11 protein-coding genes and 1 pseudogene are annotated in these 14,051 nt (G+C 43.9%); 7 read left to right on the top strand and 5 right to left on the bottom strand.

Translation table 11 applies throughout. From position 1 onward, the window contains the following. Window positions 1-268: 268 nt before the first annotated feature. Window positions 269-1,621, bottom strand: coding sequence for an N-acetylmuramoyl-L-alanine amidase (locus H6G26_RS32440; RefSeq protein WP_190734903.1), 1,353 nt, complete (start codon window positions 1,619-1,621; stop codon window positions 269-271). 141 nt (window positions 1,622-1,762) lie between these two features. Between H6G26_RS32440 and dnaG the strand changes: the two genes are divergently transcribed. Then, on the top strand, window positions 1,763-3,706 hold the full coding sequence (gene dnaG / locus H6G26_RS32435) for a DNA primase (protein WP_190734901.1): 1,944 nt from the start codon (window positions 1,763-1,765) through the stop codon (window positions 3,704-3,706). A gap of 15 nt (window positions 3,707-3,721) precedes the next feature. Here dnaG and H6G26_RS32430 read toward each other — a convergent pair whose 3' ends face one another. Continuing rightward, on the bottom strand, window positions 3,722-4,327 hold the full coding sequence (locus tag H6G26_RS32430; protein ID WP_190734899.1) for a YdcF family protein: 606 nt from the start codon (window positions 4,325-4,327) through the stop codon (window positions 3,722-3,724). A 277-nt stretch (window positions 4,328-4,604) separates the two neighbouring features. Then, window positions 4,605-5,948, bottom strand: a complete 1,344-nt coding sequence (locus H6G26_RS32425; RefSeq protein ID WP_190734897.1) for a DEAD/DEAH box helicase — start codon at window positions 5,946-5,948, stop codon at window positions 4,605-4,607. Between the two features lie 236 nt (window positions 5,949-6,184). On the opposite strand from H6G26_RS32425, the gene infC reads away from it, so the two are divergent. After that, on the top strand, window positions 6,185-6,673 hold the full coding sequence (gene infC, locus H6G26_RS32420; protein ID WP_100899045.1) for a translation initiation factor IF-3: 489 nt from the start codon (window positions 6,185-6,187) through the stop codon (window positions 6,671-6,673). Between the two features lie 146 nt (window positions 6,674-6,819). Here infC and H6G26_RS32415 read toward each other — a convergent pair. Next, window positions 6,820-6,996: pseudogene (locus H6G26_RS32415) on the bottom strand (zinc ribbon domain-containing protein); the annotation flags it as partial. A gap of 748 nt (window positions 6,997-7,744) precedes the next feature. Continuing rightward, on the bottom strand, window positions 7,745-8,362 hold the full coding sequence (locus tag H6G26_RS32405; protein WP_190734893.1) for a TetR/AcrR family transcriptional regulator: 618 nt from the start codon (window positions 8,360-8,362) through the stop codon (window positions 7,745-7,747). A 434-nt stretch (window positions 8,363-8,796) separates the two neighbouring features. Here H6G26_RS32405 and H6G26_RS32400 point away from each other — a divergent pair, with 434 nt between their 5' ends. From H6G26_RS32400 to H6G26_RS32380, 5 genes are all read left to right on the top strand, one after another. Beyond that, window positions 8,797-10,104, top strand: a complete 1,308-nt coding sequence (locus tag H6G26_RS32400; protein WP_190734891.1) for an HlyD family efflux transporter periplasmic adaptor subunit — start codon at window positions 8,797-8,799, stop codon at window positions 10,102-10,104. Further along, window positions 10,101-11,276 carry an ABC transporter permease DevC gene (gene devC / locus H6G26_RS32395; RefSeq protein ID WP_190734889.1) on the top strand — a complete coding sequence of 392 codons (1,176 nt, stop codon included), beginning with the start codon at window positions 10,101-10,103 and terminating at the stop codon, window positions 11,274-11,276. Before H6G26_RS32400 ends, devC begins: the two co-directional genes overlap by 4 nt. Window positions 11,277-11,356: 80 nt before the next feature. Further along, a complete protein-coding gene (locus H6G26_RS32390; RefSeq protein ID WP_190734886.1) occupies window positions 11,357-12,055 on the top strand; it encodes a DevA family ABC transporter ATP-binding protein in 699 nt (232 codons plus the stop codon). A gap of 132 nt (window positions 12,056-12,187) precedes the next feature. Next, window positions 12,188-13,717, top strand: a complete 1,530-nt coding sequence (locus tag H6G26_RS32385) for a YifB family Mg chelatase-like AAA ATPase (protein WP_190734884.1) — start codon at window positions 12,188-12,190, stop codon at window positions 13,715-13,717. A gap of 86 nt (window positions 13,718-13,803) precedes the next feature. Continuing rightward, window positions 13,804-13,959: a hypothetical protein gene (locus H6G26_RS32380; RefSeq protein WP_190734882.1), complete on the top strand. Its 156-nt coding sequence runs from the start codon at window positions 13,804-13,806 to the stop codon at window positions 13,957-13,959. The last annotated feature ends 92 nt before the right edge of the window (window positions 13,960-14,051 follow it).

The raw sequence follows: 14,051 nt of genomic DNA, 5'->3' as shown, positions 1-14,051 counted from the left end.
CGGCGTAAATAATTATTGTTGCAATAAGGCAGTTCTTGCAGGGGCAGGGGGCAGGGGGCAGGGGGCAGGGGGCAGGGAGCAGACGGCAGGGGCAGGGAGCAGGGGGAGAAAGAGTTTGAGCCTTATTTACTTTTGTTTACATAGTTTGATTTTTTTGCACCGACTTACTTATTAAACATAGACGCAAAGCGGCTTACCGCAGGGTATCGCCAAGTACGCCAAGCCAGAGAGGGTTAAAGTAATTAGTGCAACTTTCTTTAATCAAAACTCAAAGAAGTCCTGCTGATTCATATAATCGTTTAACCATTGCTGAAATCCTTGCACCATAATCTAAATCTGCTGACCACCGCCCTGATAACTGATCAATTAATGGCGCAATTCCGCGTGTAACAAAGCGAAACCGTGGATCTACTACTTCCTGTACCAAAGGTTCTAAACTAGCGTAAGCTTTCAAATGTTGGATGTGCGCTCTCACTCCAATTCTGGCACTGGGAAAAGACGCAGCCTCTGAACCACCACCGATCGCACCTAAGCCTGCAAAGTTATTTTGCTCAGGTCTAATATCACCACCAAACTGTAAAAATCCAGTTTCTACACACATTTGGCAAAAGGCGATATCATAGTTAACTCCCTCTACCCCTGCCTCTTCCCGATAAAGTTTTGGGATGTCAGGAAACCTTACCAAAGCATTTTGATTATTGTTTCTCAGGAATAATTGTAACTGTACTTCTGAAGTATTACCGTTCGACATCACCCGGTCAAATTGACCAGAGCAAACCATCAAATTTGAGCGCAAACTGGCAGTCCGAGTTGCAGCATCCCAACTGACCGCAACATTAAAATCTCGCAGTTCAATCGCTTTAACATAAACTATTTTGCGATAGGTAATTCTATTTACATTAGCCGCTTTTGTAAGGTCAATCCGTAGACGATCTACTAAATCAATGGGAATGTAAGCATTTCCATTAACTAAAACTCCTTGCTCTGAGTAAGTTTGACCATTAATATTAATATTAATTGGTGGATAATTTGCTTCGGTCGGAGTTCCGGGAGTTGGGTCAATTACACGACTCCAAGTGACCAATCCATCGGCAATTCCCAAAGCAAAATCGCGGCGACGACTTTGCAGCAAAACCCGATCTTCTGGATTGCTGAGAAACCCCACTTGCATTACCAAAGCTGGAAGCGTTGTCTGGCGACAGAATGCTAAACTACCTAAACCACTATTCGTATCTGCCTTAACTCCCCGATTCGGTAATTGGGGTACGCGGCGCAACAACGCTATTAGCAACTGTTCAGCATTGCTTCTGCGATCGCTATTATTAGCAATGTAGAAGACGCTAGCCCCACGCACAGAAGGGCTGCTAGCTGCATCAGATTCAATTTCTAGGGCAACATCACCCCGGCGGCCGCGAGAATTGATCCAAGTGATAGTTTGGGCGGCACTCAAGTCATCAGGAACCGCCAAAATTTCCAAATTCCGCGCTCTCAGTTCCGTGACAATCAAATCGCGCAGCAGAATCATTTCTTTCGCTTCACTTGTACCACCTGCGATCGCACCTGGATCGATTCCTCTGGCTTCTTTGCCTCCGTGAGCTGCTGAAATAAAAATACGCCCCATTTTAAGTATTTCCTCTGATGAAATTAAGTGTAAGCAATTCTATAAATCATTCTTGGTCTAGCAACAAGAATATAATAGCTATCAGTTGGGAAACGCACCGCAGTGTTAACTACTAACCCATGAATTGATAAATAGACTAGAATGCAAATTCCCCGCTTGCACCCAGACACAATTGAAGAAGTTAAACTACGAGCTGATATTGTAGATGTTGTATCCGAATACGTAGTTTTACGCAAACGCGGAAAGGATTTTGTCGGTTTGTGCCCCTTCCACGATGAGAAATCTCCCAGTTTCACGGTCAGCCAAACTAAGCAAATGTACTATTGCTTCGGCTGTCAAGCCGGAGGAAATGCCATTAAGTTTGTCATGGAGTTGGGGAAGCGCTCTTTTGCTGATGTGGTGCTAGATTTAGCACGGCGTTACCAAGTGCCTGTACAAACCTTAGAACCTGAACAACGCCAAGAATTACAGCGTCAGCTATCTTTGCGTGAGCAGTTGTATGAAGTTCTGGCAACGTCCGCCCAGTTTTATCAACACGCCTTGAGACAATCACAAGGGCAAAAGGCACTTGAATATTTACAATCTAACCGCCAACTCAAAGAAGAAACTATACAGCAATTTGGCTTAGGTTATGCCCCCGCAGGTTGGGAAACTCTCTATCGTTATCTAGTGGAAGATAAACACTATCCAGCGCAGATACTAGAAAAAGCCGGATTGATTAAGCCACGGCGGGAAGGGGGTGGTTATTATGATGCATTCCGCGATCGCTTGATGATTCCTATCCGCGATGTCCAAGGACGCGTCATTGCTTTTGGTGGTAGAACTCTGACTGATGAGCAGCCTAAATATCTCAATTCACCAGAAACGGAACTTTTTAGTAAAGGTAAAACATTATTTGCCCTCGATCAAGCCAAAGGTGGGATTTCTAAACTCGATCAAGCCGTAGTGGTAGAGGGATATTTTGATGCGATCGCTCTCCACGCTGCTGGTATTAACAACGCCGTCGCCTCCCTTGGTACAGCCCTAAGCTTAGAACAAGTCCGGTTAATATTACGCTACACCGAATCGAAACAATTAGTACTCAACTTTGATGCTGATAAAGCCGGAACCAATGCCGCCGAACGTGCGATCGGTGAAATTGCTGAACTAGCATACAAAGGCGAAGTTCAGCTAAAAATTCTCAATTTACCCGATGGTAAAGATGCTGATGAATACTTGCATACCCACACCCCAGAAGATTATGCAGAACTGCTAAAAAATGCCCCACTTTGGTTAGACTGGCAGATTCAGCAAATTATTCAAGACCGCGACTTAAAACAGGCTACTGATTTTCAGCAAGTAACTCAGCAATTAGTTAAATTACTTAAAAATATAGCTAACAGCGATACACGCAATTATTACGTTTCTTACTGTGCAGAAATACTCAGCCTGGGAGATACCAGACTTATACCCCTGAGAGTCGAAAATCTGCTAACTCAAATTGCTCCGGCTGCGGCTGCATACACTAAGCCCGTGTCTGTGAAGAAAGCATGGGGAAGTAGCCAAGTTTCTCACTCGCCACTCCCCACAGAACGCAGCCTTTTAGAACACGCAGAAGCCTTATTACTGCGAATTTACTTACATTGTCCTGAACAGCGTCAAGCGATTATTGCCGAACTAGAGGAGCGAGATTTGCAATTTAGCCTTTCTCACCACCGATTTTTATGGCAACAGATTTTAGAAATATCATCCGGTGATGTAGAAACGAGAAATGTTGCGTCTCAACCAGATTTAATTTCCCGCTTGCAAGACCATTTTTTAGAATTTAGCAATGAGATGGGGTTAATTTCCCATTTATTTCACGTGGATGAAAAAAACCAGAAAGAAATACTTCGGACTCCACAAGTAGTTCAAGCTGCGATCGCTTGCATGGATTTAGTGATGCTTGAAAAACGCTATCGCCACTTTTTGGAACTATGGCAACAAACTGATCCCGAAGCTGAACCAGAGCGATATCAATCCTATTATCAGGCTTTCTACGCTGAAAAAATCAAGCTGCAACAAATAGACCGACAACGGTTATTTTCCATCACAGAGTTATTGTAGTTTCGGAACCTACAGCTAGATTTTAAACACTAAATAGATAAAGTAAAAATAAGTTTCTCGGCTTAAAAACTCTATTTGACTCTGAAAACTGCGATAGCGGGTAGTAGGTGTGGGAGACGAATGTGCATCCATTCCTAAGCCTCGTGCCATTAATACGGCTCTTTTCATATGCAATGGATCGCTAACAATAAGAAACTTGATTAATTGGTGAGCATTGGCGACTTTTAAGGCATTTTTGAGGTTTTGGTGAGTTGTGCGAGATTCAGTTTCAGTGAAAATGTCAGCAGCTTTTACCTGTTGCGCGATCGCATAATTTTTTCCAACTATAGCTTCGGCTGGTTCATTACTTTCGCCAACTCCGCCAGTAAAAATAATCTTCTTAACAGATCCATTTTTATATAAATTAATGGCGTGGTTGATTCGCTCTCTGAAAACAGGAGATGGTTCTTGTCCCCAAACTGCCGCTCCTAAAACAATTGCTGCATCTGCCTTGATATTATTAGTACTGCTGCCATATAAATAAATACTTGAGGCTGTAGATGCGATCGCCAGCAACAAGGCAGATATCAAAGCTACTGTAACCAAAATTAACCATTTTTTGGGAATTTTGTAATTGAGCATGGGGCGTTGTGCTATTTTTCATTCTTAGTTTCAATATCTAAGCTAAGTGCGTAAGTCCTAACAGTAGTGTCGCTATTAGGACTTACGCACTCGTGACGAAAAACCAAGCCTTGGCCATTACTTCGCTTCTCTACGAGACGCTCCGCGAACGCTCGTAATGACGTAAGATCATAGTCTGTGCGTAAGTCGTGGCTATAAAGTCAAGTTCAAGAGCAGGTTGAAAGTGAATTTAACCGCTTAGGGGCGTTGCTGAAAGAGTAAGCCTTAAGAACGAAGATTAGCGATCGCGTTTAGCAGAACGGCGCGATGCCGACGAACGCGCACCAGGCTTATCGCCATTCGTGGCAGGTGGCGCTGCCTTACGTTTAGCCGATTTCTGTGGTAACGGTTTAGGAGTACCAGCCGGACGCTTATCACCTCCAGGCTTGGCTCTGTGTTGCCGTCCATTTGGGATTGCTTCTGGCTTGGTATCGGGATTGAGCGCAAAACCAGCCACTACTTCCCTTGGTAAGCGCTGCTGAATCAGTTTTTCGATATCTGTCAATAGAGGGTATTCATCAACAGACACCAGCGACACGGCTTCACCTGATGCGCCAGCGCGGCCAGTACGCCCAATGCGATGAACATAATCCTCCGGTACATTGGGTAGATCGAAGTTGACTACATGGGGCAGTTCGCTGATGTCAAGACCCCTAGCAGCAATGTCTGTCGCCACCAATACCTGTAAGCTGCCATTTTTGAACTTTGCCAGAGCATTGGTACGCACCGGTTGGCTCTTATTCCCGTGGATTGCCAGCGCTTGAATGCGGTCTTCGCCCAACTGCTTAACCAAACGGTCAGCGCCGTACTTAGTGCGGGTAAACACTAGCACTTGATACCAATTATCTCGGCGGATCAGGTGAGCAAGTAATTGGCGTTTCTTGTCACGGTCTACGTGGTAAATTTTTTGTGCGATCGTCTCGGCGGTAACGTTGCGGCGTGCTACCTCAATCATCGTCGGGTTATTAAGCAGCCCGGCGGCGAGTGCCTTAATTTTGTCCGAGAAAGTAGCAAAGAATAGCAAATTTTGTCGCTGTTTGGGCAATAGTGAGAGGATGCGGCGGATATCATGAATAAAGCCCATGTCCAGCATCCGATCTGCTTCATCTAGCACCAAAACCTCAATATGCGATAGGTTCAGCGTGCCCTGCTGAACATGGTCTAACAGTCGCCCTGGAGTAGCGACTAAAATATCCACTCGGTTCTTCAAACGCTGTTTTTGCAGACTAATACCGACTCCGCCGAACATCACCATCGAGTTTAGCTGCAAGTACTTACCATACTCGCGCACACTTTCTTCCACCTGTGCGGCGAGTTCGCGAGTCGGGGTAAGAATCAGCGCCCGGATCGGCGGGTAGCCCTTATATGTCCCTTTGACGCTCTTATCAGACGATAACCGATGCAGAAGCGGTAGGGTAAAACTAGCGGTTTTTCCAGTGCCAGTTTGTGCCCCAGCTAGTAAATCGCTACCCGACAATACAGCAGGAATCGCCTGTATCTGAATTGGCGTGGGTTCAGTGTACCCGCGTTCTGTAACCGCACGGATAATTTCATTGGACAAGCCGAGAGTAGAAAAAGACATAAAACTCCAAAAATAACATCGGCCTGTCGCCAATGGCGGCGTCAGTCTTAGGCGGACGGATAAAAAAGCGTTGAAAGGCTGATGGGCAATAGCGCAAAGACTGAAGAGCGAGTGCCGCAATTCCACATTTTAACAGATTGTAGTCGATTGTGTGGTTAAAGTTGCTCTAATTCAGCGTTGTGTTAAATTAGCATTACTTGGAATGTAAAATGTTGAACAATTAGGAGAAATTCGTTATCGCAATCCAAAAGCAGCTGATTAATTCACAAATCAAGTCACCTAGCGTCTTCTTGATTGACCATGAGAATAACAATCGTGGTCTGATCGACACCAATGAGGCGCTACAGCTAGCCGAGAGCTTAGAGCTTGACTTAGTTGTAGTCTCGCAAGGTAAAGAGGCTCCAATCGCCAAGATTCTTAACTATGGCAAGCTTCAGTATCAAAAGAAAAAACGTCAGAGCCAGAGTGCTAGACCCACGGTAAAGGAAGTTCGATTTGGCCTAAACGTGGGCGTGGCTGATTACAATTTACGCATCCAACAAGCAGGTGAATGGTTGAGTAAAGGCGATTCAGTCAAGTTTGCCATCCGTTTACGAGGCCGAGAACATCAATATCGTGACAAAGCAGGAGAACTGCTAGACCGAATTGCAAATGATCTCAGTCAAGTAGGTAAAATCCAGTCACTGGATAAACGCGCACTAGTTGTTCAAGTGATTCCTGCCTAGTTAATCTTGCGATCGCTTGAGGATATATTGGTGAGAGCCTGTTAGGAACAAAAAAAGCTGGAGGCAACACTGTAGCTTCTATGGAAAAAACATTGAGATTCTCCCCACTGAAGACAGCAAGGGGATTTTTTCACTGTGTATTTGAGTCACGCTTGTACAGAGCGACACTCGAAATGAGGATGGAACCTTAAACCAGTAGGGGGTGCTATAGCGCCAAGTACTGAGACATCGAAAAATCTCACATCCTTTCTACGAATATTGATAGAGCTAACCCCATCTCTGTGAAACTCAAAGCCGCACCGACATTTAAAGGTGCGGCTTTTGGATTTATTCTTAAATTCAAAGCAAGAGAGTTTTACCTATAATCAGAGGCACTGGAGGATTAAAAATTCTCTTCATTTTATCGCTAGTGAGAAAACCGTTCCACAATATCCTTTACTGTCTTATAACTTAGATGAAACTGCTGGGCAATCTGGCGGCTAGAATACCCCTCCCTGAACATCGTTAAGACTTGAAAGGCATACTTGTCTAATTGTTTTAAATCATCCATATAATTTCTAGACCTTTTGTATAGGGTTGGGTAAAAATCCGTATTATGTAGATGGAACAATTATTGTATAAGCGGTTTGTTCAAAGCCAGGGTGTAAGAACTCGTGGCAAATCTTGTAACGGATTTTCATAATATTGTACGGAATCGTACTGACTGAGAGCGACTGAGGGCTTTAGTCTTTAAAGATACTTAAATATAGGCAATCCCGAAGTTATAAAAATTTGGGAACAAATTCACGGATGGCAATATCTCTTAACTTCTCGTTACTGGCTAAAACCCAGTAATGAATAATTTGTGGGATAAAACCCATTAGGAATTGCTTCCCTTCCTACAGGCGGGGTTACGGTGTATACACAAGTCTTTCTGAAGGCAATTTACTGACTGATGACTGTTAATTGTTGACGGTTAACAGTTAACAGTTAACGACCGTAAAGAGTGTTTATACAATTTAGGCGCGCATCAGCTTATCAATCAAGGTGATATTTGAACTTCAGACCGAACAAGCACTGGGACATAGCCAATCACCTGGCGCAATTAGTGATTAGGTGTATCAAGGCATCAATCAGGCGATCGCTTTCCATTGGTAAGATATCTTTACCATGCATAATCTCCTGAGCAATCACTAAATGCACTATTGACCCCATCAAAATCCATACCATCGCCTGTGGGTCAGGAATATTAAGTTCAGGGCGAGAAACCAAGTATTGAGTGATAATCTCGCTTCCTGGTTTAGCAATACAACTCAGGAAAAGCTGAGATAATTCAGGAAAACGAGCAGACTCCCCAATCAGCACTCGCTGAAATCCTTGAAATTCTTTGTCATTGAGCATCTGTGTCAATGCTTTTGTTAACAACTGTCTCAGGACGATATGCGGTTCTCCCTCAAGAGGTTCTGTGCCAAAAACTGACTCAAATCGCTTTCGTGCCAGTTGCTCTACCAATGCTTTAAAAAGTCCTTCTTTATCTTGAAAGTGGCTGTAAACTGTCGCTTTAGAAACACCTGCTGCTACCGCTACCCTATCCATGCTTGCGCCAGCATAGCCATGTGCTAAAAACTCTTGGATCGCCCCTTGCAAAATCTTTTCGACTTTATCGCTTGAACTCTCCCGCTCAACGTCGTCAATTCTTATGCGGGTCATTTTTTTATTATCCTGTGCTGTAAAATCATCTTAAAAATAATTCAAATTAAAAAGACTTTCTCCTTTGTAATCAATCTCAATAAGAGAATTGGTATTATACCAGTCCTAAATCATTTTTAAAAATAAATTAACCGCAGAGGCAAAGAGTTGCCAGTGCGCCCTTGCGGTTCCCCGACTCGTAGCAACTGACGCGACGCAGAGAGAGAAATCGGAGATTTTTACGGCTCAATAAATTATCCAATTTCTGAACTTCACTACAACTTTCCCGCCCCCTGCCCTTAAAGCAAGCGATAGGATATTTTTTTATTTGGAAGCCCCTAAATTTGCAATTAGGACAAATTGAGCTACGCGATATTGACTAAACTACTCCGTTTAGTTTAGCATCTTAAAACTAGACGGTTTAGTTTTATTGTCCGCTAGTTAAGGTGGGTGCTATGGAGCAAAACTTAAAGCTAGATGAATCGCGTCGTTCCCAAAATATCTTTAAATTGCCTGTTTTGTTAGCACTGCTAGCATCTTTTGTAATGGGTGCATTAAGTATTTATACGATACAAAAATTTCAGGGTGCACCTACTAAGCCGCAAGAAGCATCAGCATCACCCAAGCCAGTGGTAAAAACAGTAACAGCATTGGGGCGGTTGGAACCAAATGGCGAGGTAATAAAACTTTCTGCACCTACCTCGAATGAAGGGAATCGCGTTCAACAACTGTTGGTTAAGGAGGGGGATAAAGTAAGAGCTGGGCAGGTAATTGCGGTTATGGACAGTCGCGATCGCTTACAAGGAAGTTTGCGTGAAGCACAAAAACAAGTCCAAGTAGCGAGACTCCGTCTTGCCCAAGTAAAAGCGGGAGCGAAACAGGGAGAAATTGGGGCACGGCAAGCCACTGTGAGCCGTCTACAAGCTGAATTAGAGGGAAATGTTAAAACTCAGCAAGCCACAATTAATCGCCTAGAAGCGGAACTAGAAGGTCAAAAGCAGCAGTTAAACGCAACAGTGGCTCGTTTAGAAGCCGAGAAAGCTAATGCTCAAGCTGATGCCGAACGCTACGAGACTTTATACCAACAAGGAGCAATTTCTAGCCAGGAAGTTGATAGGAGACGCTTGAGTGCAGAAACTTCCACTCAGCAATTGCTGGAAAGTCAAGCTACCCAGAGAACAACTATCGCCACTCTAGAACAGCAAATTAATGAGGCAAAAGCCAACCGGAATAAAACTCTAGCCACTCTTCAAGAGCAAATTAATGAGGCAAAAGCCACACTCAACCAAACTGCTGAAGTGCGTCCAACAGATATAGCAACCGCAGAAGCAGAAATAGACAGCGCTCAAGCTACTGCCGAGAAAATTAAAGCAGAACTAGCGCAGGCATATGTTCTGGCTCCTAAAGCTGGTCGAATTTTGGAGATTAATACGCGATCGGGAGAAACTGTTAGTAATAATGGAATTGTGGATTTAGGTCAAACCGACCAAATGTATACGGTAGCAGAAGTCTACCAAAGTGATATCAACAAAGTGCGTCCGGGTCAACGAGTGCGGATCAGCAGCGATTCTCTACCTAATGAATTATTGGGAAGGGTAGATAGGGTTGGTATGCAGATAAAGCGACAGAATGTCATCAATGCCGACCCCTCTAGTAATATTGATGCCAGAGTAGTGGAAGTGCATGTCCAACTGAATCGGCTATCTAGTCTAGAAGCTACTAGCTTAACTAATCTGCAAGTCAAGGCGGTGATTGAACTGTGATTGGATTTATCCAGCAACTACGGCGGCGAACGCCTTTAGGATGGCTGCAATTAAGCCATGAAAAAGGGCGTTTTTTGGTGGCATTGTCAGGCATTGCCTTTGCCGATGTTCTCATGTTCATGCAGCTAGGGTTTCAGAATGCCCTGTTTGACAGTAACACCAGGCTACATGCGAGTATGCAGGGAGACATCATGTTAGTTAGTCCCCAAGCTCGTAACCTGGCAAATATGTCTACATTTCCTCGACGGCGGCTGTACCAGGCAATGGATATGCCGGGGGTGAAGTCGGCTGAACCAATGTATCTCAACTTTATCGATTGGAAAAATCCCCAAACGCGGCAGGAAACGGCGGTACTAGTTATAGGGTTCAATCCTGACAAGCAACTTTTTGACTTACCGGAAGTTAATCGCAACTTGGACGTGATTAAGTTACCAGATACCGTTTTATTCGACAGTGCTTCTAGAGGAAATTATACAGAGGCTATCGCTCAAATTGAACAGGGTAAAACCGTCACAACCGAAATCCAACGGCGCACAATTAGTATTAATGGCTTATTTAAGGTTGGAGCTTCTTTTATTGCAGATGGTAGCTTGATTACCAGCGATCAGAATTTTTTGCGATTATTTCCCAGACAAGACGCAAGCAGTGTAAGTTTGGGTTTGATTCAGCTCGAACCAGGACATGAGCCAGAGCAAGTGGCAAAAAACTTGAAATCTTATTTAGGTAACGATGTCAAAGTTCTTACCCACGATGAATTTATCGCCTTTGAAAGAAAGTATTGGCAGGAAAACACCGCCATCGGATTTATTTTCAGCTTGGGTGTAACGATGGGGTTTTTGGTAGGGGTAATTATTGTTTATCAAGTTCTTTCTACTGATGTGAATGCCCATATCAAAGAATATGCCACCTTCAAAGCAATGGGTTATAACAATTTTTATCTACTAAGTGTAGTATTTGAAGAAGCAATAATTTTGGCAGTATTGGGTTTTATCCCAGGAGCAATTGTGCCCTTGGGACTCTACCATCTGACTCGTAATGCTACGAATTTACCCGTATATATGACCTTAGCACGAGCCTTGACAGTGTTAGTGCTGACTATGATTATGTGTATAATTTCTGGTGCGATCGCTACTCGTAAATTACAGTCTGCTGACCCTGCGGATATGTTTTAAAAAATGGGCATTGGGCATGGGGATAATTAACAATTCCTAATCTAAAATCCAAAATTTAAAATCTAAAATCTAAAATTGTTATGCCTCTTGTCATTTCTGTTAAAAATCTCGACCATTATTTTGGTCATGGTCAACTTCGCAAGCAAGTTCTTTTTGATATTAATCTGGATATTAACGCTGGGGAAATTATTATCATGACTGGGCCTTCTGGTTCTGGTAAAACTACACTTCTCACCTTAGTAGGCGGTTTGCGTTCTGCCCAATCTGGCAGTTTGCAGGTTTTGGAACAAGAACTTTGTGGCGCTAACGCAGCACGACTCACCCAGGCGCGACGTAGTAATGGCTATATTTTCCAAGCGCACAATTTGCACGGTAGCCTGACTGCGCTGCAAAACGTCAGAATGGGCTTGGAATTGCACAAAAATATTTCGCAGCCAGAAATGAAAATCCGGTCAGCCCAAATGTTGGAGGAGGTAGGATTAGGAGAGCGCCTAAATTATTATCCTGATGACTTATCAGGGGGACAAAAACAAAGAGTAGCGATCGCTCGTGCTTTAGTCGGTCGTCCTAAAATTGTCTTAGCAGATGAACCTACCGCCGCCCTTGACAGTAAATCGGGACGAGATGTGGTAAACCTCATGCAAAAACTAGCGAAAGAGCAGGATTGTACCATTCTCTTGGTGACTCATGACAATCGCATTTTGGATATTGCCGATCGCATCGTTTACATGGAAGATGGCAAGTTAGTAAATGACGGTGCTGTTGTTGCAGCCAGTTAGGCTCGTTCTGCCCAAATGCCAGCGAGAAAGTCCTATTCACTATTTTGATCAGAAATCGTCTCTGTGGTTTCACCAATGCCAATTTAGCGAATCATCTGCTAGAGATTTGAAAGGTTTACTGTTATATAAGAAATGCTTGCCAGAGTCTGGAGTGCATCAATTGTCGGCATCGATGCCGTCAAAGTCGGCGTAGAAGTCGATGTGTCAGGGGGATTACCGGGAATTGTTGTTTTGGGATTGCCAGATTCAGCAATTCAAGAATCAAGAGAAAGAGTCAAAGCAACGCTGAAGAATGCAGGTTTTGCCTTTCCCATGCGGAAAATTGTGATCAATTTAACTCCGGCAGATTTACGGAAAGAAGGCCCCTGTTTCGATTTGCCTATTAGTGTGGGAATTTTGGCGGCTTCTGAGCAAGTTAGCGCTGATTTGTTGGAGGATTATTTATTTTTGGGCGAAGTCTCTCTAGATGGCAGTTTACGCCCAGTGGCTGGTGTTTTGCCGATCGCAGCAGCAGCCCAAAAGATGGGAATTGCAGGTTTAGTTCTTCCTGCGGATAATGCCCAAGAAGCAGCAGTGGTTCAAGACTTGGCTGTTTATGGCTGCAAACATCTGTCTGAGGTGGTGGATTTTTTAAATAATCCGGGGCGTTACAAACCTGTGCAGATAGATGACACAACTAATATAGCAACAGTATCCTACCCTGGCGCGGATTTGCATGATGTTAAAGGACAAGCTCATGCGCGTCGTGCCTTAGAAATTGCTGCTGCTGGTGGGCATAATTTGATTTTTGTCGGGCCACCGGGTAGTGGAAAAACCATGTTAGCACGGCGCCTACCAGGAATTTTACCGCCCCTGAGTTTTGCCGAATCTTTAGAAGTGACTCGCATCCATTCGGTGGCTGGTTTATTGAAAAATCGCGGTTCATTAGTACGCGATCGCCCTTTTCGCAGTCCCCACCACTCTGCATCCGGGCCTTCTCTTGTGGGTGGTGGTAGCTTCCCTCGTCCTGGAGAAATCTCATTATCTCACAGGGGTGTGTTATTTCTTGATGAACTCACGGAATTTAAACGTGATGTGCTGGAATTTCTGCGCCAACCTCTAGAAGATGGCTATGTAACAATTTCGCGCACCAAACTATCGGTAATGTTTCCCGCACAGTTTACTTTGGTGGCAAGTACCAATCCCTGTCCTTGCGGTTACTATGGCGATACCATCCAACAATGTACTTGTTCTCCTCGTCAACGCGAGCAATATTGGGCAAAACTTTCTGGGCCGTTGATGGATCGAATTGATTTACAAGTTGCGGTGAATCGCTTGAAACCAGAAGAAATTACCCAACAACCTACCGGAGAAACATCAATATCAGTGCGCGAACGGGTTCAACAAGCAAGCGATCGCGCAATTACCCGTTTCCAAGGAGAAGCAAATCTGCGTTGCAATGCCCATATGCAAAGTCGTCATCTCCAGAAATGGTGCAAGTTAGATGATGCTAGTCGCAATTTATTAGAAGTAGCAATTAGAAAATTAGGTTTATCGGCAAGAGCAAGCGATCGCATTCTCAAAGTAGGGCGGACTATTGCAGATTTAGCGGGAGAAGATGAACTAAAAACCAATCATGTGGCAGAAGCGATTCAGTATCGCACAATCGATAGAATGCAGTAGGAATTTTGTTATTATGGCTTGAGTCTGTTAAATAGTGCGTGTTACCAGCAGTTATAACAGCAAGGCTAAAGCTATGATTCTAATAAATGAGTCAGAGTCAAAACTCTATAGAAATTAAGACTTTAGAAGAATCACAGACTGCAAATTTAAAATTCAATATTTTGCTGGAAACTAGAGAATATTGTGGCGCGATCGCATCTATTTTGAAACTTCCACAGTATCGTCTTGGAGCTAACACTTGAAAGTAGGGAAAGTAGGAAAAGTAGGATGTTTTTTATCAACGAAGGCAGGAGTTAGGGGGCAGGAGGCAGGAGGAAAACTGACCCCTAACTCC

Source organism: Nostoc sp. FACHB-888, from assembly GCF_014696655.1.
Lineage (GTDB): Bacteria > Cyanobacteriota > Cyanobacteriia > Cyanobacteriales > Nostocaceae > Nostoc.
This window is presented reverse-complemented; position numbering and strand designations above follow the sequence as displayed.

Coding starts and splice junctions, on each gene's coding strand:
- H6G26_RS32440 (WP_190734903.1), bottom strand. CDS start 1,621: ATGGGGCGTATTTTTATTTCAGCAGCTCACGGAGGCAAAGAAGCCAGA.
- dnaG (WP_190734901.1), top strand. CDS start 1,763: ATGCAAATTCCCCGCTTGCACCCAGACACAATTGAAGAAGTTAAACTA.
- H6G26_RS32430 (WP_190734899.1), bottom strand. CDS start 4,327: ATGCTCAATTACAAAATTCCCAAAAAATGGTTAATTTTGGTTACAGTA.
- H6G26_RS32425 (WP_190734897.1), bottom strand. CDS start 5,948: ATGTCTTTTTCTACTCTCGGCTTGTCCAATGAAATTATCCGTGCGGTT.
- H6G26_RS32405 (WP_190734893.1), bottom strand. CDS start 8,362: ATGACCCGCATAAGAATTGACGACGTTGAGCGGGAGAGTTCAAGCGAT.
- H6G26_RS32400 (WP_190734891.1), top strand. CDS start 8,797: ATGGAGCAAAACTTAAAGCTAGATGAATCGCGTCGTTCCCAAAATATC.
- H6G26_RS32390 (WP_190734886.1), top strand. CDS start 11,357: ATGCCTCTTGTCATTTCTGTTAAAAATCTCGACCATTATTTTGGTCAT.
- H6G26_RS32385 (WP_190734884.1), top strand. CDS start 12,188: ATGCTTGCCAGAGTCTGGAGTGCATCAATTGTCGGCATCGATGCCGTC.
- H6G26_RS32380 (WP_190734882.1), top strand. CDS start 13,804: ATGAGTCAGAGTCAAAACTCTATAGAAATTAAGACTTTAGAAGAATCA.